23 protein-coding genes are annotated in these 21,721 nt (G+C 41.9%); 22 read left to right on the top strand and 1 reads right to left on the bottom strand.

Going from position 1 to position 21,721, the window contains the following annotated elements; genetic code table 11:
• Window positions 1-23 precede the first annotated feature (23 nt).
• The 15 genes from fabG to paaX all read left to right on the top strand — a co-directional run bounded on the left by fabG (window position 24) and on the right by paaX (window position 12,994).
• On the top strand, window positions 24-800 hold the full coding sequence (fabG, locus tag H2672_RS09030; RefSeq protein WP_370569628.1) for a 3-oxoacyl-[acyl-carrier-protein] reductase: 777 nt from the start codon (window positions 24-26) through the stop codon (window positions 798-800).
• 84 nt (window positions 801-884) lie between these two features.
• Window positions 885-1,976, top strand: a complete 1,092-nt coding sequence (phaC, locus tag H2672_RS09035) for a class III poly(R)-hydroxyalkanoic acid synthase subunit PhaC (protein WP_186670983.1) — start codon at window positions 885-887, stop codon at window positions 1,974-1,976.
• Between the two features lie 104 nt (window positions 1,977-2,080).
• On the top strand, window positions 2,081-2,506 hold the full coding sequence (locus tag H2672_RS09040; protein ID WP_222439350.1) for a hypothetical protein: 426 nt from the start codon (window positions 2,081-2,083) through the stop codon (window positions 2,504-2,506).
• Between the two features lie 13 nt (window positions 2,507-2,519).
• Window positions 2,520-2,984, top strand: a complete 465-nt coding sequence (locus H2672_RS09045) for a hypothetical protein (protein ID WP_186670984.1) — start codon at window positions 2,520-2,522, stop codon at window positions 2,982-2,984.
• A gap of 589 nt (window positions 2,985-3,573) precedes the next feature.
• Entirely contained in the window at window positions 3,574-4,524 is a 951-nt protein-coding gene (gene paaA / locus H2672_RS09050; protein ID WP_186670985.1) for a 1,2-phenylacetyl-CoA epoxidase subunit PaaA, read from the top strand.
• A gap of 17 nt (window positions 4,525-4,541) precedes the next feature.
• Window positions 4,542-4,889, top strand: coding sequence for a 1,2-phenylacetyl-CoA epoxidase subunit PaaB (gene paaB, locus H2672_RS09055; RefSeq protein ID WP_186670986.1), 348 nt, complete (start codon window positions 4,542-4,544; stop codon window positions 4,887-4,889).
• Entirely contained in the window at window positions 4,886-5,698 is an 813-nt protein-coding gene (paaC, locus tag H2672_RS09060) for a 1,2-phenylacetyl-CoA epoxidase subunit PaaC (protein WP_186670987.1), read from the top strand. The genes paaB and paaC overlap by 4 nt, the downstream gene beginning before the upstream one ends.
• Before the next feature lie 26 nt (window positions 5,699-5,724).
• Window positions 5,725-6,225, top strand: a complete 501-nt coding sequence (paaD, locus tag H2672_RS09065) for a 1,2-phenylacetyl-CoA epoxidase subunit PaaD (RefSeq protein WP_186670988.1) — start codon at window positions 5,725-5,727, stop codon at window positions 6,223-6,225.
• A gap of 17 nt (window positions 6,226-6,242) precedes the next feature.
• Complete coding sequence (locus H2672_RS09070; protein ID WP_186670989.1) at window positions 6,243-6,545, top strand: EthD family reductase; 303 nt, start codon at window positions 6,243-6,245, stop codon at window positions 6,543-6,545.
• On the top strand, window positions 6,545-7,321 hold the full coding sequence (locus tag H2672_RS09075; protein WP_186670990.1) for an enoyl-CoA hydratase/isomerase family protein: 777 nt from the start codon (window positions 6,545-6,547) through the stop codon (window positions 7,319-7,321). Before H2672_RS09070 ends, H2672_RS09075 begins: the two co-directional genes overlap by 1 nt.
• 12 nt (window positions 7,322-7,333) lie before the next feature.
• Entirely contained in the window at window positions 7,334-8,107 is a 774-nt protein-coding gene (locus H2672_RS09080; RefSeq protein ID WP_186670991.1) for an enoyl-CoA hydratase-related protein, read from the top strand.
• Between the two features lie 15 nt (window positions 8,108-8,122).
• The gene (locus tag H2672_RS09085) at window positions 8,123-9,640 is read left to right on the top strand and encodes an aldehyde dehydrogenase family protein (RefSeq protein ID WP_186670992.1); all 1,518 of its coding nucleotides are present in this window, start codon (window positions 8,123-8,125) and stop codon (window positions 9,638-9,640) included.
• A gap of 339 nt (window positions 9,641-9,979) precedes the next feature.
• Entirely contained in the window at window positions 9,980-10,852 is an 873-nt protein-coding gene (locus tag H2672_RS09090) for a 3-hydroxyacyl-CoA dehydrogenase (RefSeq protein WP_186670993.1), read from the top strand.
• Window positions 10,849-12,054 (top strand): acetyl-CoA C-acyltransferase, encoded by a 1,206-nt coding sequence (locus H2672_RS09095; protein WP_186670994.1) that lies wholly within the window; start codon window positions 10,849-10,851, stop codon window positions 12,052-12,054. The genes H2672_RS09090 and H2672_RS09095 overlap by 4 nt, the downstream gene beginning before the upstream one ends.
• A gap of 61 nt (window positions 12,055-12,115) precedes the next feature.
• Entirely contained in the window at window positions 12,116-12,994 is an 879-nt protein-coding gene (gene paaX / locus H2672_RS09100) for a phenylacetic acid degradation operon negative regulatory protein PaaX (RefSeq protein WP_186670995.1), read from the top strand.
• Window positions 12,995-13,729: 735 nt separating this feature from the next.
• On the opposite strand, the gene H2672_RS09105 is transcribed toward paaX, so the two are convergent.
• The gene (locus tag H2672_RS09105; protein WP_186670996.1) at window positions 13,730-14,254 is read right to left on the bottom strand and encodes a gamma carbonic anhydrase family protein; all 525 of its coding nucleotides are present in this window, start codon (window positions 14,252-14,254) and stop codon (window positions 13,730-13,732) included.
• 87 nt (window positions 14,255-14,341) lie between these two features.
• Between H2672_RS09105 and H2672_RS09110 the strand changes: the two genes are divergently transcribed.
• The 7 genes from H2672_RS09110 to H2672_RS09140 are packed head-to-tail and all read left to right on the top strand — an operon-like array spanning window position 14,342 to window position 21,701.
• A complete protein-coding gene (locus tag H2672_RS09110; protein ID WP_186670997.1) occupies window positions 14,342-15,307 on the top strand; it encodes an NAD(P)H-dependent flavin oxidoreductase in 966 nt (321 codons plus the stop codon).
• A gap of 44 nt (window positions 15,308-15,351) precedes the next feature.
• Window positions 15,352-15,747, top strand: coding sequence for a thioesterase family protein (locus tag H2672_RS09115; protein WP_186670998.1), 396 nt, complete (start codon window positions 15,352-15,354; stop codon window positions 15,745-15,747).
• Between the two features lie 40 nt (window positions 15,748-15,787).
• Window positions 15,788-16,930, top strand: coding sequence for a Leu/Phe/Val dehydrogenase (locus H2672_RS09120; RefSeq protein ID WP_186670999.1), 1,143 nt, complete (start codon window positions 15,788-15,790; stop codon window positions 16,928-16,930).
• Between the two features lie 21 nt (window positions 16,931-16,951).
• Window positions 16,952-18,007 (top strand): pyruvate dehydrogenase (acetyl-transferring) E1 component subunit alpha, encoded by a 1,056-nt coding sequence (gene pdhA, locus H2672_RS09125; RefSeq protein WP_186671000.1) that lies wholly within the window; start codon window positions 16,952-16,954, stop codon window positions 18,005-18,007.
• A gap of 3 nt (window positions 18,008-18,010) precedes the next feature.
• Window positions 18,011-19,027 (top strand): alpha-ketoacid dehydrogenase subunit beta, encoded by a 1,017-nt coding sequence (locus H2672_RS09130; protein WP_186671001.1) that lies wholly within the window; start codon window positions 18,011-18,013, stop codon window positions 19,025-19,027.
• Window positions 19,028-19,039: 12 nt separating this feature from the next.
• Entirely contained in the window at window positions 19,040-20,260 is a 1,221-nt protein-coding gene (locus tag H2672_RS09135) for a dihydrolipoamide acetyltransferase family protein (protein WP_186671002.1), read from the top strand.
• A gap of 1 nt (window position 20,261) precedes the next feature.
• A complete protein-coding gene (locus tag H2672_RS09140) occupies window positions 20,262-21,701 on the top strand; it encodes a dihydrolipoyl dehydrogenase family protein (protein ID WP_186671003.1) in 1,440 nt (479 codons plus the stop codon).
• The last annotated feature ends 20 nt before the right edge of the window (window positions 21,702-21,721 follow it).

Genomic DNA, 21,721 nt, shown 5'->3' on the forward strand with positions numbered 1-21,721 from the left:
TGGAAGTGTATGTATCGATGGCGATGAGTGTAATCGAACTAACTGGAAAAAGTATAAGTAGTAAACCACTTGCAGGGAAAGTGGCAGTTGTAACAGGTGGATCACGGGGAATCGGTGCAACAATCGCTAAATTATTGGCTGAAAATGGGGCATATGTTGCGATTAATTATCAATCGAGAACGGATTGTGCCGAGGCTGTTGTAAAGGAAATTGAGGAACAAGGTGGAATTTCTTGTGCAATTCAGTCTGATGTATCTAAACCGAACGATGTAAAAAGCTTTATGGAAGAAGTGAAAAACCGTTTTGGCAAGATCGATATCCTCGTGAATAATGCTGGTATTACGAGGGACCGTACGTTCCGCAAACTATCTAACGAGGATTGGAACGAGGTAATCGACGTCAATCTAAACAGTGTTTTCTATACAACTTCGGAAGTTATTAATCATATGTTAGAGCAGAAATTTGGTCGAATCATTAACGTAAGCTCAATCATCGGACAGTCGGGCGGATTCGGGCAATCAAACTATGCAGCTTCAAAAGCTGGATTAATTGGTTTAACGAAATCACTGGCATTGGAAACTGCGAGAAGCGGTATTACGGTCAATGCTGTTTGTCCTGGATTCATTGAAACAGAAATGGTTGGAGAAATGCCTGACAATGTAAAAGAAGGCATCATTTCAAAAATACCAATGCAGCGTTTGGGGCAAACGGAAGAAATCGCAGAAGCGGTGTTATTCCTTGCACAAGCTACGTATATTACAGGCCAATCAATTAATGTCAATGGCGGCTTATACATGTAATAACCTGCCATTCTTTATCTTTTTAAAAGGGGCTTCCGTGAAGGAGGCCCTTTATAAATGAATGCATTTAATAGGAGGAATAAAATGGGTTATTCAAACGTGAAGGATGTTGAGAAATGGATGGAAACAATGCCGGCTGATGTTAAAGTTGGCTTTGAACGAATTAAACGGATGACGGATGTCCTGACAAACGAACCGGAGCCTGAAGTCGGTCAAACCCCTAAAGAAGTCATCTGGACAAAGAATAAAGCAAAACTTTATCGCTATCAACCAGCGATTAAAAAAACGAACAGCGTTCCCATCTTAATGATTTATGCATTGATCAATAAACCGTATATATTGGATTTAACACCTGGTAATAGTTTAATCGAGCATCTGACAAATCAAGGCCACGACGTTTATTTGCTAGATTGGGGTACCGCGGGTTACGAGGATAGATATATGAAGTTGGATGATTATATTTTAGATTACATTCCTCGCGCTGTTAAGAAAGTATTGCAAACGTCTGAAGCGAAGGAAATAAGCTTGCTCGGATATTGCATGGGTGGAACAATGACCTCAATTTTTGCGGCACTCCATCCTGAATTGCCCATCCGAAATTTAGTCTTTATGACAAGTCCTTTTGACTTTTCAGATGCTGGTTTATATACGAATTGGTTAGATAAACGTTATTTTAACTTAAATAAATTAGTCGATACGCTTGGTATGATCCCGCATAATATGATTGATTATGGCAACAAGCTATTAAACCCGATTGCGAATTTCTATGGACCATACGTCAGTCTTGCAGATCGTGCTGATAATGAGGAATTCGTTAACAATTGGAAGTTAATGCAGAAATGGTTGAATGACGGAATACCATTCCCTGGCGAGGCCTATAGGCAGTGGATTGGTGAGTTTTATCAAGAAAATAAATTGATCAATGATGAGCTCTATGTAAGGGGACAGAAGGTAGAGTTAAGTAAAATTACAGCGAACCTGTTAAATATTGCAGGAAAGCATGATGTCATCGCTTCCCCTAACCAAGTGGAACCACTAAACGCTAAAGTTTCAAGTAAGGACAAAACGTTCCATTTGACGGATACAGGTCACGTTTCAGTTGTTGTTGGCCGTAGAGCGATTAATCATACGTATCCTTTGATTGATAAATGGCTAGCAGAACATTCAACAGATTAAATAAGTGTCAAGTGCTAACGCAATTTTAAATTGTGTTGGCACTTGGCATTTTTTTGATTCTTTTAGTCACCGTTTTCATAGAATGTCGTGGGGGGGGAATCCGTTTGTCGGCATGGATCTGGGGTTTGTTAATTTTTCAATTTCTGCTTGCTGCCGTCACTTATCGATTTTTATATAGGCGAAGAAAGCTGATTGGTTTTCATCTTGGCATGAATATCGCCATGGTAGCGGGCGGAGGAATGGCTCTTGGAACAGGGGTTCTTTTGATTTATGAGTTCCCGTTCTATTATATGGAAGTTACGGTAATAGCTGCTTTGACGGGGATGCTGGTGGGAAGTTTGTTCGGAGGAATGTTTGACAATCAAACGTTGCTCACCGGATATATTAGCGGGCTTATGACGGGAATGATGGCACCGATGATTGGGGCTGCCGCATCGTACAGTATTCCGTTTGCTATCATGATGGAACTTTTCGTTTTGTGCTCATTTATGATGCTGTTTAGAGCGACGAAATCTTCCCGAAAAACATAAGGAGCGGCGTGCAATGATCTTATTTGGGTTGTTTTTGCTCGTGTTAAGTAGTTTGTTGGGTGTTTATATGTATGCATTATTCTATAAGTCACGTTATAGAATAAGCGACAGTCTCAGCTTTACAGTTACTTTAGCCGCAGGGCAGATTACCAGTTTTGTCATCGCAATCACATTATATTTGGTTTTTCCGATAGATTTTACTGTTATCTGTACAGTTAACTTATGGATCGGCATAGTAATAGGCACTCAATTCAGTTCGGTGACCAGGAAACAATCGCTACTTGCGGGCTTTTTTAACGGAGGAGTAGCAGCGGTCATGGGGACGATGGTAGGTGCTGTTACTATCGATCCGACCCTATGCGGTTTGCCTGAATCGACCCTAACTTTACAAAATACAGGCATTGCAGTTGGGATCTTTGGATTGTTGTTGCTTTGTGCAACTACGTTGTTAGTGAGATTCTCGTTGATAAAACACTAGGCCCCCAATGTACAGGTGCTATCGGATTGTTTGGACTGAACTACTACTGCACCATTATCCGGATTTTCTTGCTGCGTAGGGATGCGACAAAGTCGCATCCCTACGCAGTCTTTTCGTTAATCGTATGGTGGCCATTCATCCGTCGCTCTCCAAAGATACAGATACACTAAGTGCTAAAGATAAAGATTTTGGGAACGAGTGAATAACCACTTTCCTATCCGTAATGGAGAAGCCAACCGGACAGCGAAGGGTTCGGTTTGTATAATTTCTGCGTTCTTTGCAGAAATTATACAATAAATGCAAAGCCGTAACTAGTTACAGCGGGAGATGTCCAGTGCTTACTCCTTCTTTATAGTATTTCCTTTATGAATTTAAGGCAGTGTCACTTTCTATATAGCGTCAAACTCTTACTTGTATGATCGCCACATTTAAGCCGGAGTAAGTTGTTGTGATCATATCGTCCAAAGCGGATTCAATGGAATTCTTTATTTCAATATATAACACAAATATAACGTTAATTTTCATTAACGTTATATTTGTGTTATATGTCATGCCGGAAACACATACCTTGAATTAGGGGGGGGATTAGATGACGAGTTTGTGCAATTCAGAAGAAGAAAAGTTAGCTCACTTTATGCATCGGATTGAAACAGGTGACAAAATTGAAGCCGATGATTGGATGCCTGAAGAATACAGACTAACATTGATTAAATTGATTTCCATGCATGGAATAAGCGAAATAATGGGGGCTCTCCCTGAGAAAGAATGGGTACCAAAAGCTCCGTCGCTTTCTCGGAAGTTAGGCATTATGGCCAAGGTACAAGATGAAATGGGTCACGGTCAACTGCTTCTCCGAGTAACCGAAGATTTACTCAAGCCATATGGAAAAAATCGCGGGGATTTAATGCAAGACTTATTCAATGGAGATTTGAAATTTCATAATGTATTTCACATGAAAACAACTACTTGGGCAGATGCGGGAATTATTGGTTGGCTCGTTGATGGCGCAGCAATTATTACACAAACCAATATGCTTGGGGCTTCTTATGGTCCTTACGGAAGAGCATTACAGCGTATTTGCGCTGAAGAGGTGTTCCATGCACAACATGGTGAATCTATTATTATGGCACTGGCGGAAGGAACAAATAATCAGAAAGCAATGATTCAGGAATCCATTAATTATTGGTGGGAATCGCTGTTAATGTTCTTTGGACCAGCGAGTAAAGAAACCACAGGTTCTTCGAAACAAGATTTAACTATTAAATATAAAATACGTACGAAAACAAACGAAGAGTTCAGGCAAATCTTTTTTGATAAATATATCCCGCGTATTTTATCTCTTGGATTAACAATCCCAGATTCGACCATAAAATTCGATGCTGACAGCAAAATATGGACGTACAAACAGCCAGATTGGAATGAATTCAAGAAAATTATTAAAAATGAAGGGCCTCGTTCTCAGGAGCGTCTGAACCTACGCCGCACTTCTTATGAAAATAATGCATGGGTACGTGATGCATTAAGTGCAGTCGTTAATTAATGGAAGGGGTCAGTAAAATGACTGGAGAAAAAACATTTTATCAAGAATATGAAGTTTTTAGTAAGCGGACACCGAGTTCAACATTCCAACACCAATTCAGTTTACTGGCTCCAAATGAAGATATGGCACTTATTTTAGCACAGGAAAATTTCATGCGACGAGAACCTGTTGCAGATATTTGGATCGTAAATCGAAAAAATGTTAGGAAAATGGATGCCGAAGAGAAAATGACGCTCGGCAGGCTAGACAATAAAGAGTACAGGACCACAAAAGGCTATGGTTATTTAAAGAAAAAGTGGCGTCAATACGAACAACAAGTACTCGATGAAAAAGAGATTTTGTCATGGGGAGGAGAACGAAAATGAGCATGACAGAAAATAGTATGAGTGCGGAATATAAAGAAGCAATCACTAGTTTACTATTCCAGTTAGCGGATGATGATTTTCTGTACGCATTCCGCGGATCTGAATGGCTCGGACTCGCTCCCCATATTGAAGAAGACGTCGCATCCTCCTCAATTAGCCAAGACAGCATGGGACATGCCGCAATGTTCTACCAATTACTTGAGGATCTTGGAGCCGGAAAAGCAGATGATTTGGCTCATTTACGCTCGGCACAGGACAGAAGCAATAGCATTTTAATTGAGCGGGTGAATGGTGAAGGTTATTATATGGAAACCCCCAATTATGACTGGGCCTATCAAGTCGTAAGAAGTTATTTTTATACACAAGCGAAAAGGGTGAAAATGGATTCCCTATGTGAAAGCTCGTATAGGCCTATTGCTGAAGTGGCGATAAAAGTGAAAATGGAACTTTATTATCATAAGTTGCACTGGGAAACGTGGTTTAAACAATTAATGAGTTCTACGGATGTAGCAAAAAAGAAAATGAATGATGCAATTACGCTCGTTATGAATGACTTTGGAGATGTATTTTCTTTTGGTAATCTGAAACAGAAGATTGAAAGCAATAACTTACTAGACAGTGAGGAAGAAATGAAGAAACGATGGCTAGCTAGCATCGGCCCAGTGTTCGATGCCCTTCAAATGGAGGTACCGGCGATTCCGAATCATCCCGTGATGAACGGTCGAAACGGTGAGCATACAAAAGACTTGGATGAAGCGCTCCTTACGCTTTCAGAAGTTTACAAACTTGACCCTGTTGCCGTCTGGTAAAAAGAAATAGTAAAGAGGTGAATAATGTGACTGCTTCCATAGATGTTTCAATAGAGCGCATTTTTGAAGTCCTTATGAATGTCAAAGATCCGGAAATTGACTCAGTGAGCATTATTGACCTTGGTATGGTAGGCGAGGTCTTAATCGAAGGAAATAAAGTTAAGATCACTTTGCTTCCGACTTTTTTAGGGTGTCCAGCACTTGAATTCATTAAAACGAATACTGTAAATGCCGTGAAAAAATTACCTGAAGTCGGGTCCGTTGAAGTAGAATTCGTCTTTCATCCGCCATGGACATCAGACCGTATAACGGAACAAGGTCATGTGAATCTTAAAAAGTTTGGGATTGCTCCACCGCCTCGCTATTTTAAGGAAGACGGGTCATGGCATGTGGATTGTGCATATTGCGGATCCAGTTATGTATCAATGGAAAACATATTTGGACCGACCGCTTGCAGAAGTATTTTTTACTGCAAAAGCTGTAAAAACGTATTTGAGGCAATGAAACCTGTGTCTACATTAATGTAAAGTGAGGAGAAGAAAAAATGGCTAAACTAATTGCATTGTACAAACACCCTGAAAACAAAGAGGCTTTTGATGATCATTATTTCAATGTACATTCACCGCTAACAGCAAAGATCCCTGGTCTCCGTGAAATGAAAGTGACAAAAGTAACGGGATCCCCAATGGGAGGAGAGGGGAAATACTATCTCACATGTGAAATGCAATATGACAATTTAGAAGCGTTGCAGGCAGGGTTACGCTCAGCGGAAGGAAAGGCATCCGGCAAGGACTTGATGGGGTTCGCGGGTGATCTTGTCACATTAATGATTGGTGAGGATGCCTAATGAACGGCTTTGAATTCATTGAAACAACATTAACGGGAAACACCGCGGTGATTGAACTAAATCGGCCACGTCAGTTAAATTCATTGAATCGAAAAATGGTTAGTGAAATTATCACGGCAATGGAAAAGTTTGACCGTGAAGAGGATATTCGCGCTATCGTACTCACTGGAAGAGGCCGTTCATTTTCAGCAGGTGCTGATATTGATGAAATGATGGGTGATGATCCTATCAGCCTTGAACTGTTGAACCAATTTGCCGATTGGGACCGTTTTTCGCTTATAAAAAAGCCAATTATCGGTGCAGTAAAAGGCTTCGTTTTAGGAGGGGGATTTGAGCTTGCACTGTGCTGTGACATTTTAATTGCCGCAAGTGGTACAGAGTTTTCATTCCCCGAAGCTGGCCTTGGCGTCATGCCAGGAGCGGGAGGAACGCAGCGATTAACGAAACTTGTCGGCCGCACGAAAGCGCTCGAATGGCTATGGACAGGTGAGCGCATTTCCGCGGAAACGGCTCTCAAACATGGGGTCATTAACAAAATCGTTGCTCCCGAACTCTTAATGGAAGAAACGATGAAATTCGCAAATCGGCTAGCCACACAACCCCCACTCTCACTGCGCCTTATTAAAGATTCGGTTAATAAAGCAGTGGACTACCCTCTGTATGAAGGAATGCAATATGAACGAAAAAATTTCTATCTTCTTTTCGCTTCACAGGATCAAAAAGAAGGTATGAAGGCATTTGTTGAAAAAAGAAAACCGGATTATACGGGAAAGTAAGGAGTGTGCTACATGTTTGAGACGATTCGTTACGATGTCAAAGATGGAATTGCATGGCTTATTTTAAATAGACCCGACAAACTGAATGCCTTTATCGCGCAAATGAATCGCGAAGTAAAAGAGGCAATCAAAGCAGCCTCTTACGATGAACAAGTGCGCTGTATTGTCATTACAGGTGAGGGACGGGCATTTTGTTCCGGACAAGATTTATCAGAAGTCGATGAACATATGGATCATGGCCAAGTGTTAAGAGAACATTATGGGCCGATGATTAAGCAAATTAGACAATGCGAAAAACCGATTGTCGCAGCAGTAAATGGGGTTGCTGCTGGGGCAGGATTTAGTCTTGCACTTGCTTGTGACTTCAGACTAATGTCAGAGCGTGCTAGCTTTTTGAACGCATTCATCCATGTCGGGCTTATTCCAGATTCGGGTAATCTATATTATTTAACACAGTTAGTCGGACAATCTAAAGCTGCAGAATTAGCTATTTTAGGTGAAAAAGTGCCGGCTACAGTGGCGGTGGCAATGGGCCTTGCAAATCGATTGATACCATCAGAAACATGGGATGCTGACGTATCTGCATTTGCAGCACGACTTGGCGCTTTACCAACAAAAGCAATCGGACTCATCAAACGCTCATTGAAGGCGACATCGGAACTTTCTTTTGAAGACTATCATGAACTAGAAGCCCAAGGACAGCGAACAGCTGGTTTAACAAAAGATCATGGTGAAGGCGTCAACGCATTTATGCAAAAAAGAAAACCTGTATTTACAGGCCAATAGGGGGAAGTAAAACATATGACAAAAACCCATGAAAATGAAATCGAACTAGAAACGATGAAGCGTGATTTTTACAAACTTTTTATCAACGGTGAACAAGTTGAAAGTAGCAGTGGTGAACGAACAAAGATTTACAATCCAGCTACAGGTGAACTGCTTGCTGAAGTGGCAAAAGCGACGAAAGAAGACGCTGAAAAAGCTGTTCAAGCTGCCAAAGAATCATTTGATAATGGGAAATGGAAAATAACTCCTGCAGGACGTCGTGCACGTGTACTAAACAAAATTGCAGCAATTATGGGCTCGCGCTTTAATGAGCTTGTAGAACTTGAAATTTTGAATACGGGTAAATCACTTGCAGCTGCTAAAGGGCAGATTTCACAAGCGATTGAAGACTTTGAATTTTACGCTGGCGCTATCGTTGGACACGGTGGATCTGTAAACAACGTACCTGGTCAGTTCCATAACTATACAGAAAAAGAACCACTTGGTGTATGTGCGCAAATTATTCCGTGGAATTATCCACTTATGATGGCTGCTTGGAAGATTGCACCGGCTATTGCAGCAGGTTGCTCGGTCGTTATTAAGCCAGCATCACTAACGCCACTTACAGCTATTATTCTGGGAGAAATTTGTTATGAAGCAGGCGTTCCAGCAGGTGTCGTTAATATATTGCCAGGATCTGGTTCTGAAATAGGTAACTACTTGGTAGAACATGATCTAGTGAATAAAGTTGCATTCACAGGTTCTACACCAATTGGAAAAGAAATTATGGCAAGAGCGGCAGGAACAGTAAAACGCGTAACACTAGAACTTGGTGGAAAATCTCCGAGCCTTGTTTTTGAAGATGCCGATATTGATGCAGCCGTTGATGGTTCGCTCTACGGAGCTTTCAATAACACAGGTCAATCTTGTGATGCACGTACTCGTATCTACATTCATGAAAATGTGTACGATGAGTTCATTGAGAAATTTATTGCTAAAACTGAAAAACTGGCAATTGGAAATCCATTCGATAAAGCAACACATATGGGTGCAGTTATCGATCAAGTCCAATTGGACACAGTGAAAATGTATGTTCAATCTGCAATCGATGAAGGTGCTGAAATTCTTACTGGTGGTAAAGAATTGAAACCAGTTGGCTTTGAAAACGGATTTTGGTATGCGCCGACAATAATCGGAAACGTAACGCAAGACATGAAAGTTGTTCGTGAAGAAATCTTTGGACCAGTTGTCGTTGTATCGAAGTTTAAAACTGAAAAAGAGGCAATTGCATTAGCGAATGACTCGGATTTTGGTTTAGCTTCTTCTATTTGGTCAACAAATACCGCAACTACAACGCGGGTTGCGAACCAAATTCAAGCGGGAATTGTTATGATCAACACGCCATTCTCGGCGTTCCCAGGTACACCATTCGGTGGCTATAAACAATCCGGATTTGGCCGTGAGCTATCAATCGGATCGCTTGATCTTTACACTGAAACGAAAAGCATCATGTCGTACTTTGGCAGTCGTCCAGTTAATCCATTTGGACTATGAAAAGCGTAAGGCGCCGTTTAGCCCCGACAGGCATAAGACGGTTTGTGAGGAGGCGTACTTCAGCCACCGCAGCAAAACGGCTTATGACCCGAGGGGCTGGCGCCTGGAGCTAGACACAAAGAAAAGCGCAAGGCGCCGTTTAGCCCCGACAGGCATAAGACGGTTTGTGAGGAGGCGTACTTCAGCCACCGCAGCAAAACGGCTTATGACCCGAGGGGCTGGCGCCTGGAGCTAGACACTGCTCCAGGTTGAAAACTTATACTTATCTTTTTAAAAACGACGGACAGGGATGTATGATTTCCTGTCCGTATTCTATCATCATAAAAAGGAGGAATACTGATGATTAATCGAATAGTTGTTGTCGGTTCCGGTGTGATGGGCAGAGGAATAGCCTACGTCGGAGCGATTGGCGGCTATACAGTAACAATTGTCGATAATAATGAATCCGCATTGGACAATGCAAAACAAGCTATTGATAGCATCTTTGAAAAAGGTCTTGCACGCGGAAAGATTTCGGCGGATCAGGCTGAACAAGGGCATCACATTGTAAGGTATGAAAATGACTTAGCTAAAGCAGCAAAGACCGCTGATTTAATCATTGAAGCCGTTCCAGAAATAACAGCGATTAAGAAGCAAGTGTTTGAAATGATGGAAGAGTATGCTCCAGCACATTGTTATTTTGCAACGAATACATCGACCATGAGCCCGACGGAAATTGCGTCATTCGGTAAACGTCCAGAAAAAACAATCGCCATGCACTTTTTCAATCCCGTACATAAAATGCCCCTTGTTGAAATTGTCCGAGGTTTGGAAACGAGTGATGAGACGGTAGAAACGATTAAACAGGTTGCTGTCAATATGGGGAAGGAAACGGTTGTTATTAATGAATTTCCTGGGTTTGTTACGAGCCGGATTAGTGCGCTTGTCGGTAACGAAGCATTTATTATGCTGCAAGAAGGACTTGGAACACCGGAAGAAATTGATAAAGCGATTAAGCTCGGCTTACATTACCCCATGGGTCCATTCGAGCTTGTGGATTTAGTGGGTCTTGACACACGTTTGAACAATTTGAACTATTTACATGAAAAGCTTGGAGAGAAGTACCGACCAGCGCCTCTCCTGGAACAATACGTCAAAGCGGGGCGTCTTGGGCGAAAAAGCGGCAGGGGTGTCTACGATTATACAGTTGGAGAAGAGTTGGTTCCGAAATGAAAGAAGTAGTCATAGTAGACGCTGTTCGTACTCCTTTTGGCAGATACAATGGCGTTTTTAAAGACGTACGTCCGGATGATTTAGGAGCCGTTGTTATTAAGGCATTAATTGATCGAAATCCTACTCTTCCCGCGGAGCAGATTGAAGAAGTCGTTCTCGGAAACGCCAATCAGGCAGGAGAAGATAACCGCAACGTTGCACGTATGGCTGGTTTGTTGGCAGGACTTCCGGTCGAAGTGGGGGGCACGACAATCAACCGTCTTTGTGGTTCAGGGCTTGACGCTGTCATTTACGCTGCACGAGCAATCGCAGTTGGGGATGGCCATATTTACATTGCAGGCGGAACGGAAAGTATGACGCGTGCTCCGCTTGTCATGGCAAAACCAGATAAGGCGTTTCCGCGCGGTAATATGGGACTGCAAGATACGACAATTGGCTGGCGCTTTACAAATGAAATACTGAAAGAAATGTACGGAGCGGATTCGATGCCGCAGACCGCTGAAAATGTCGCAGAGCGCTATACGATAACGCGAGAAAATCAGGACTTATTTGCGTATGAAAGCCAGCAACGTGCAAAGGCTGCGATAGAAGAAAACCGTTTTGTAGAAGAAATTGTTCCAGTTGTCTACAAGGATAGAAAAGGGAATGAAATCACAGTAGATCAAGATGAACATCCGCGGCCGGATAGTACGCTTGAGAAACTGGCACAATTAAAGCCATTAGTTGAAGGCGGAACGGTTACAGCAGGCAACTCATCAGGCGTCAATGATGGCGCGTGTGCATTGCTTCTTATGAGTGCCGAAAAGGCGAAGGAACTAAATCTTAAACCTTTAGCAAAATATGTTGCGGGCGCAACCGCAGGACTTGAACCGGCTGTCATGGGACTTGGCCCGATCAATGCTTCAAAAAAAGCGCTGGTACGTGCGGGGCTGACGATGAATGATATAGGGCTCGTTGAATTAAATGAAGCCTTTGCCTCCCAATCACTGGAATGTATTCGACAGTTAGGAGTAGACGCTAAAAAAGTAAACGTCAACGGCGGAGCAATCGCATTTGGACACCCACTAGGCGCGAGCGGTGCCCGAATTTTAACAACACTTCTCTATGAAATGAAAAAACAAGATGTTCAATATGGACTCGCAACGATGTGTATTGGTGTAGGCCAGGGAATTGCGGCAATTATTGAAAACGTAACGCAATAATAAAGAAACTGTCGAATCGTGATATATCGATAAGGAACGATAAAAGGAAAGAGTGAGTATCATGGCAAATACACAATCAATGATTTTTACAATCTACGGTGATTACATCCGCCATTACGGCAACAAAGTATGGATTGGCAGCCTGATACGGTTATTGAAGGAATTTGGTCACAATGAGCAATCGGTTCGAGTAGCCGTCTCAAGAATGATGAAACAAGGATGGCTTCAATCCGAAAAACAAGGGAATAAAAGCTATTATTTCTTGACAGCACGTGGAGAAGCACGTATTGAAGAAGCCGCAATTCGTATTTTTAAATTGAATCCAACTAACTGGGATGGAAAATGGCGGATGCTTATGTATACAATACCGGAAGAAAAAAGACAAATTCGTGATGAACTTCGTAAAGAGTTATTATGGAGCGGATTCGGAAGTTTTTCAAATGGATGTTGGATTTCGCCAAATAATCTCGAAAAAGAAGTGGATTTTCTTATTGAAAAGTATGAGATTCAATCTTACGTGGATTTCTTCGTATCCGACTATAAAGGACCGCAAAAGAACAAAATGCTCGTTGAAAAAAGCTGGCCACTTCAAGAAATTGAAGGTAAATATCAAGAATTCATTACGACGTACAGCAAAAAATACATTGTCCATCAAAGTATGGTAAACCGAAATGAAATGTCGGATGCGGAGTGTTTCGTGGAGCGGACCAACCTTGTGCACGAATATCGGAAGTTTCTTTTTACAGATCCAGGACTTCCTAAAGGGCTTCTGCCTGAAGTGTGGAGTGGTAATCATGCCACTCTGTTATTCGAACAATATTATAAATTGCTCGCTCAATCAGCAAGCCGTTTTTTCGAAGTTGTGTTCCAAGAAGACAATGACATGCGAAGGAAAGACAAATCGTATGACGCGGATGACCACCCGCTTATTATGGACTAAATTATCACATGTGTTGATTAACTAAAAAACCAGTGAATAACTTAATCAAACACTAGGCGCTTCGTGTCCAGTTTTATTTTTGGATTGTTTGGTTTGAACGACATCTATACGATTACCGAGATGTCTTGATGAGTAGGGATGCGACTTCGTCACATTCCTACACATTTTCTTCGGTAATCGTATAGTGGTCCTTCATCCGCCCTGCTCCAAATGCATAAGTACACGAAGTGCTAAAGCTTTTTGGGACGAAAGAATAGCGGGCTTCTTACCTGGAGAAAAGCCACCAAAGATACAATTTTGGCGGCTGATGCTTTCTTTATGGTTTTTACTTTTTTACTAGTAAAGAAGTGTCACTTTCTATAAGATATCACATGATTACATGCATAATCTTTGTTGAAAAGTAAGAAAGGAACGCATTGTACAACGTGCAAGGGTGCCCGAAATTGTATCTTCGGGTACTTATAATCTCTATAGAAAGTCATCTATTCGTTTCTTTCAAACATAACTGCATTTTTCACTTGAACATTGTAGGAACGCGACAGGCAACTATTCGTAACAGGATGACCGAAAAGGGTGTGGCTAGGAATGACAAAGTCATTTCTAGCCACACCTGCCCCTCGGTAAAGATGTCATGAATATTTAGCCGAAAGCGGACCGGAAATGATTCAGTGAAAATGGTCTTTTTTAACCCTTTAACTGCTTTTTATGCAGTTAAAGGGTTAATCAACAGATGTGTTATTTTTCTCCGTTTTTGAAAATCTCCCGATAATCATACCCTTTTTGAACATATGAATCAATCGACAATTGAATAATTTCAAAGTCTTTGTCGTTTAATTCTCTTACTACTTTTCCCGGTGAACCGACAACCAATGATCGAGGGGGGATTTTCTTGCCGGGTGGGATTAGTGTGTTGGCGCCAATAATACATTCTTCACCAATTTCCGCATGGTCAAGAATTGTAGAACCCATTCCAATAATCGATCGCTTTCCGACTTTGCAGCCATGCAGGATGACGTTATGTCCAACAGTAACTTCATCTTCTATAACGACGGGCGCATCTTCATATAAGTGAATGGTTGAATTATCCTGGATGCTGCATCTATTGCCGATCGTAATAGGCCCTTCATCTCCCCGTAGGACCGTATTAAACCAAATAGTAGATTCTGCCCCAACTTGAACGTCTCCAATAATTTTAGCACCCGGCGCGACAAAAACTGACGGATCGAGAACAGGACTTTTCCCTTTAAATGTGATTAACAAAACTATTCCCCCTCAAATTAGTTTACTAATCTTAATTATCTTTTAACTCTTCTTAGCATAACATAATTGCACAGGGGTGGAAGAAAAATGATATACGTTTGTAAAGTGCTCCAAATCACTCTTCCAATTATACAAGGTGGAATGGGGAATATTAGTAATGCAAAACTAACAGCGGCTGTTTCAGAGGCGGGAGGGCTTGGCACAATTGGATGCGGAACAATGACTCCGGATGAAGTAGAAAAAATAATAATTGAAACGAAAAAACTGACAAAAAAGAATTTCGCTATTAACATCGCAATAAGTGTTTCACCATATACAAAAGAGTTAATTAATCTTGTCTTCAAACATGCTATTTCAGTCGTTTCGCTATCAGCAGGAAATCCGGCGCCTTATATTCCCGCACTACATGAACAAGGCGTGACAGTCATTGCGCTTGTAGCATCAGTAAAACACGCACTCAAAGCGGAGGCTGCGGGGGCAGATATTCTCGTGGCAGAAGGGTTTGAAGCAGCGGGCATCAACTCTAACCTGGAACTGACGACGTTTACGCTAACCCCTCAAATAGTGAAGAATGTTAACGTGCCGGTAATTGCTGCGGGGGGAATCGGTGACGGAAAAGGATTGGCAGCTGCGCTACTGTTAGGGGCGAGTGGTGTACAAATGGGTACCCGTTTAATAGCTACAAAGGAAGCCCCATTTCATGACACGTACAAGCATAACCTTGTGAATGCAAGTGATACGGAAACGTTACTAATTGGACGCAGTGTAGGTCGGCCAAGGCGGATATTAAAGACGCCTTATGCAATGAAGCTAAATGACTTAGAAAAATCGGGAATAACACTGGAACAATATGGTGAACTGACGTCAGAACAACAACATGTCTTGGGTGCAATTGCCGGCGATATGGAAAATGGTTTTATCAACAGCGGTCAAATCGCAGGATTAATTGAAAACATCCCGACTGTGAAGGATCTACTTGATAGCATGATGGAAGAAGCAGAAAATCAACTGAATAAAACAATTGAGGAATTTAGAAAAACAAAAAATAAATAAGGAAATTGAATGGCTTTAACTATAACTTAAGTAGGGGATAGCGGATGAAACATGGGTTAAACATAGGCAGGGAAGAAACAATCGAGATAATTGTGACAGAGGATATGTTTGCGTCGTTTGAGGGGGAAGTTATACACCCCGTCTATTCAACGGTAGCAATGACATATCATATGGAGTGGGTTTCACGAAAAATTATTCTTCCATTTTTGGAAGATCATGAAGAGGGAATGGGTGCATCAGTTCAACTAAAGCATCTTGCTGCATCTCCACTTGGATCTAAAGTAATCTTGACAGCCAGTTTAATTGAGCTTTGTGATAATAGGGTTGTGACAAAAGTCACCGCGGAAAATCATTTAGGGCTTATCGGAAAAGGTGAAGTGATGCAAGTCATATTGCCAAAGGAAAAAATCGCGAAAAAGTTGAATGAAGCTTCATCCTGAAAAAGAGATTTTGATGGCCAATCTTAAAGGGGAGAATCGAATGATGCTAGCTGAAAGAACGTCAATAACAAAGGAATTTGAACTCTTTGATCGAATGAGTGAGCATGAACAAGTTGTATTTTGTAATGACCCTTCCACAGGTCTGCGTGCAATTATTGCAATTCATGACACTACGCTTGGTCCAGCACTTGGCGGGTGTCGCATGCAACCTTATAGCAGTGTCGATGAAGCATTAGAAGATGTTTTACGCCTTTCAAAAGGAATGACCTATAAATGTGCGGCTGCCGATGTCGATTTCGGGGGGGGGAAAGCCGTTATTATCGGTGATCCAAAAATAGATAAATCACCGGAATTATTCCGCGCGTTCGGTCAATTTGTGAATTCACTGGGCGGCCGTTTTTATACGGGAACGGATATGGGAACGACGATGGATGATTTCGTTCACGCGATGAAAGAAACCAATTTCGTTAATGGCCTTCCAGAAGTATATGGAGGCGGTGGCGACTCATCAATTCCAACAGCAGCAGGTGTTTTGTACGGTATTAAAGCGACCAATCAGATGCTCTATGGAAATAACGAATTAGGCCAACATATCTATGCCATTCAAGGTCTTGGAAAAGTTGGATTCAAAGTTGCAAGCGGATTACTTGATGCAGGCGCCCGCATTTTCGTAACAGATATTAATGATGAGAGTCTGCGGGCAATTGAAGAAGTAGCAACAAAAACAACGGGCAGCGTACAAATTGTTGCAAATGAAGCTATTTATTCGCAGGAAGCGGATCTATTTGTTCCGTGCGCGTTTGGTGGAATTATTAACGACGCTACAATACCTCAGTTTAAAGTAAAAGCGATTGTAGGTTCGGCTAATAATCAGTTATTAGAGGATAAACACGGTAAATTATTGAGAGATAAAGGGATATTATATGCACCAGACTATATCGTCAATTCTGGCGGGCTTATCCAAGTGGCAGATGAATTGTATGGCATTAACCATGAGCGGGTACTTGCCAAAACGAAACATATATATGATGCAATTTTGGAAGTATACAAAGATGCGGCAAGTAGTGGGACAACAACAGAGGAATCGGCGAATGCAATGTGCGAGAAGAGAATAGCTGAGCGAGGAAAAAGGAATAGCTTTTATTCAGCTCCAGCAAAACCAAAGTGGTCGTTTCGCAATTAATCCTGATTGGAGGCAAGTTAAGTGGAACATAACTATCCTATAAAAAGAATAGTAGATGATAAAGGCTTTCTTGTTGACATGAGTTTTCAAAAGCAGATAGATGAGCAATTGGTAAGAAACTTGTACTATCACATGTTACGAATTCGTACATTTGATAGAAAAGCCATTAATTTGCAACGACAGGGTCGACTAGGAACTTATGCGCCTTTTGAAGGACAAGAAGCTGCTCAAGTGGGTAGCGCACTTGCATTAAACGCAGAAGACTGGGTTTTCCCAACGTATCGTGATCATGGTGCGACGATCACGTTCGGTAAAAATATGGCCACAACTTTTTTGTACTGGAATGGGAGAGTAGAAGGGTGTGTAGCACCAGCGGATAAAAATATATTTCCACCAGCCGTTCCAATCGCGACACAACTTCCCCATGCCGTAGGTGCCGCATGGGCTGAAAAGAGAAGAGGAACACAAAATGCAGCAATTGCCTATTTCGGTGACGGCGCTACCTCGGAAGGGGATTTCCATGAAGGACTAAATTTTGCCAGCGTATTCAAAGTGCCAGTCGTCTTTTTTAATCAAAATAATGGGTACGCGATTTCGGTTCCGATTGAAAAACAGATGAATTCTGCAACGATAGCACAAAAATCAGTTGCCTATGGTATGCCAGGGTATCGGATCGATGGGAATGATTGTTTTGCAGTTTACTTTGAAACGAAAAAGGCCTTTGACTATGCTCGGAGTGGAAATGGTCCGACATTGATAGAAGCGGTTACATGGCGAAAAGGTGCCCATACGACTGCTGATGATCCGTCTAAATACCGTTCTGAAGAACAAGGGAAGAATTTTGTTGACCCGCTTATCCGATTAGAATTGTTTATGAAAAACTATGGCTACTGGAATGATGAGTGGATTCAAGCTGCTCAAGAAAAAACAACTAGTGAAGTCGAAGCCGCAGTAGTAGAAATGGAAAAGTTCCCGCCGCCAAATGTAGCTGACGTTTTCGATCATGTATACGCTGAAATGCCGGCTCAACTCGTTGAACAAAAACAAGCGTATCTTGCACATTTAGGGAGGCTGTGAGTGATGACCCAATTGAAAGAGCCGAATCGGAAAAATGAAACGACAAAACTGATGACGCTAATTCAAGCGATTAATGATGGCATGCGGTTGATACTAGCAGAGGATAATCGAACCATTATACTCGGTGAAGATATCGGTAAAAATGGCGGCGTGTTTCGTGCAACAGAAGGACTTCAGGAGCAGTTTGGTGATGACCGGGTAGTCGATACCCCACTTTCAGAGGCAGGAATAATTGGCACGTCAATTGGTCTTGCGGTAAATGGTTTTAGACCGGTTGCAGAAATCCAGTTCCTGGGTTTTATCTACCCCGCGTACGAACAGATTATGACACATGTTTCACGAATTCGAATGCGGTCGATGTCCCGTTTTACTGTGCCAATGGTTATTCGAGCACCATATGGGGCAGGAATTCGCGCGCCCGAAATCCATTCTGATAGTACGGAAATTTTATTCACGCATATGCCTGGCATCAAGGTTGTCTGTCCTTCTACTCCGTATGATGCAAAAGGGTTATTGATTGCGGCGATGGAAGATCCTGACCCTGTACTTGTTTTGGAGCCTATGAAAAACTATCGCTCAAAGAGAGAAGAAGTACCTGTTGGGAAATATACTGTGGAAATTGGTAAAGGGAAGATTGTTCGTGAAGGTTCGGATGTCACGCTTATTGCGTGGGGAGCCATGATTTCAATCGCGGAGAAAGCAGCTGAACAGGCTGAGAAACAGGGGATTAGTTGTGAAATAATCGATCTGCGAACATTGTATCCAATCGATCGTGACATTATTGCTGAGTCCGTGCAAAAGACAACGAGAGCGGTCATCATTCATGAAGCGCATCATACCGGGGGACTCGGCAACGATATCGTTTCGATTATCAATGACACTTCTTTCCTTTACCTACGTGCTCCAATTGAACGCGTTACAGGATTCGACGTACCGGTTCCATTCTTCACATTAGAAGAACATTATCTTCCAACACCGGCACGCGTCGTTGAAGGTATAGAAAAAGTGCTTCATTTTTAAGGAGGAAATGGAATGCTCGAAGTAAAGTTACATGATATTGGAGAAGGGATGACCGAAGGGGAAGTGATTCATTACTTAGTCAAAGTTGGAGATTCAGTGATGACGGATCAGCCACTTGTCGAAGTACAAACAGACAAAATGGTCGCAGAACTTACTTCCCCCTGCTCAGGTATCGTGAAAGAAATTCGAATTGAAGTAGGGCAAACCGTTCAGGTCGGAACAAGTCTACTTTACATTGAAATAGATGAAGCCGCTCGGGCAGATCGAAAATCACATGTAGAAACGAAGCAAAGTGCTGAGAAGAAAGCAATCCCGTCAATTAAACTAGGAGAAAAATCCCCTCATATGCCTTTTAAGCGTGTACTTGCTGCACCATACACACGCAAAATCGCACGCGACAACAACATAAATATTGAAGATGTCAAGGCTAGTGATTCCTCTGGAAGAATAACCGAAGACGATGTTTTTCGATTCTTACAAGGAAAACAAGCTGATACGGAACCAAACAAGGACAGTAGGCTTACTGAGGTTAGTCAAGAGATTCCTAATGAAATTCCTTTTAGAGGGATCCGGAAAAAAATTGCGGAAAAGATGACGAAATCACTCTTTACAATTCCTCATGTCACTCATTTTGACGAGGTCAATATGACGAACTTATTTAAAATGAGAGAGCAATTGAAAGCTGATGGTGAATCGGTTAGTGTTTCGGCATTTCTTATTAAGGCACTTGTTATTTCATTGAAGGATTTTCCGATATTCAATGCTGAACTTGATGAAGAAAATAATCGGATATTACTCAAGAAAAACTATCATATTGGTATTGCGACAAACACCGAAAGCGGACTAATTGTCCCTGTTATCCATGATGTCGATAAGAAATCAATCAAAGAAATTAACCAAGACGTCAAAGAGTTAACAGCAAAAGCGATCGCTGGTAAATTACGACCGTTTGAAATGCAAAATAGTACATTTACAGTGAGCAATGTAGGACCCCTTGGTAGTACAGGTGCAACACCAATTATCAACTACCCTGAAACAGCCCTTATTGCTTTCCACAAAACGAAAAAACAACCAATTGTCAATGAGCAAGATGAAATCGTTATTGGTCATATCATGACACTGTCAATGGCATTTGACCATCGTGTTGCTGACGGCGGGACGGCTATAGCTTTTACGAATCGCTTTGCAAGCCTAATTGAACAGCCTCACAAGCTGATGATGGAGATGATTTGAAATGGTTGTTGGGGAAATCAGTCAGGAAAGAGATCTCATTATCATTGGTGGGGGACCAGGCGGCTACTCTGCTGCCATACGTGGTGCACAACTTGGTCTCTCAGTGACGCTAATTGAACAGGCCAAAATGGGCGGTGTATGTCTGAATGAAGGGTGCATTCCATCTAAAATCTTTACACATGCAGCAGGAAAACGTTCAGAAACAGCCCATTTGCAAGACCTTGGAATGGGGACATTGGATAACCTATTCGATATCAAAAAGCTAGTTACCTATAAAACCAAAGTTATCGATCAGCTCAGGTCCGGCGTAGAAAGTCTATGCAATGAAAATAAAATTGAAATAATCCGTGGCAAAGTTACTTTCCTCGCAGTAGATAGAATAGGCGTAGAAAATGGCCATCAATTTGATATTTTTGAATTTAAGCAAGTCATAATCGCGACAGGAAGTTCCCCGATTATGCCATCTATAATTCAAGAAAAAGGGGAAAGAATTCTATTGCCGCATGAACTATTTAAATTGGAAGAGGTACCCAAACACCTTATTGTAAGAGGTCATGATTATATAGCACTTGAAGCAGCTTCAAGTTTTGCGGCATTAGGAGCGCAAGTCAGTGTCGTGATTGATGATCAAGCAGTTTTTCCATTTGATGAATCCATTAATAAGGAATTAAATCGTTTATTTAAAAAACGTAAATTGAAAATCCATAAAGAACTTGAATTCATAGCAACAAATGAAACAAAGCATGGAATTACACTAACGTTTCAAACGGATAAAAACGTAGAAGAGACAATAAGTGGATCACATCTATTCGTTTCTGGAACTAGGAGACCCAATTTAGAGGCTCTCGGCATAAGCCGGTTCGGAATTGTACTTACAGGCGAGGGTTTCGTAAAGGTAGACGGAAATATGCAATCATCGATACCTACTATATATGCAATTGGTGATGTAACGGGGGGACCAGTGCTTGCGGTGAAAGCGATCAAACAAGGAAAAGCTGCTGTGGCATCAATTGCAGGACAACAAACAGAAGTCGATCTGACATTTATGCCGGTTATTGCGCATACGATTCCACCAATCGTTTCTGTAGGGCTTACGGAACAACGTGCGCGCGACTTCGGGTTGGACGTTCGAGTCAGTCAATTTGCGCTTGGCGGCAACGGTTATGCAACAATTACTGGTAAAAAAGAAGGGTTTATTAAAGTTATTTCTGATGCAACAACTGAAATCATTCAAGGCATTCATATGATTGGTGAAGGGGCCGTTGAAATGTCGGGTTCGTTTGTACAGTTGCTTGAAATGGCTGCGAAAGAAGAAGATATTAAATTCCCACATTATGCACATCCAGGGTTCAATGAAGGACTACTTGAAGCGGTAGAGGGGCTAATCGGACAAGCGATTCATGCCGCGCCGGTAAGTGAGAAAGACTTGTCGACGATCTAAACGCATTTTAAAAGGGGGAA

It is taken from the genome of Sporosarcina sp. BP05 (assembly GCF_014282005.1).
In the GTDB taxonomy this organism is placed as follows: domain Bacteria; phylum Bacillota; class Bacilli; order Bacillales_A; family Planococcaceae; genus Sporosarcina.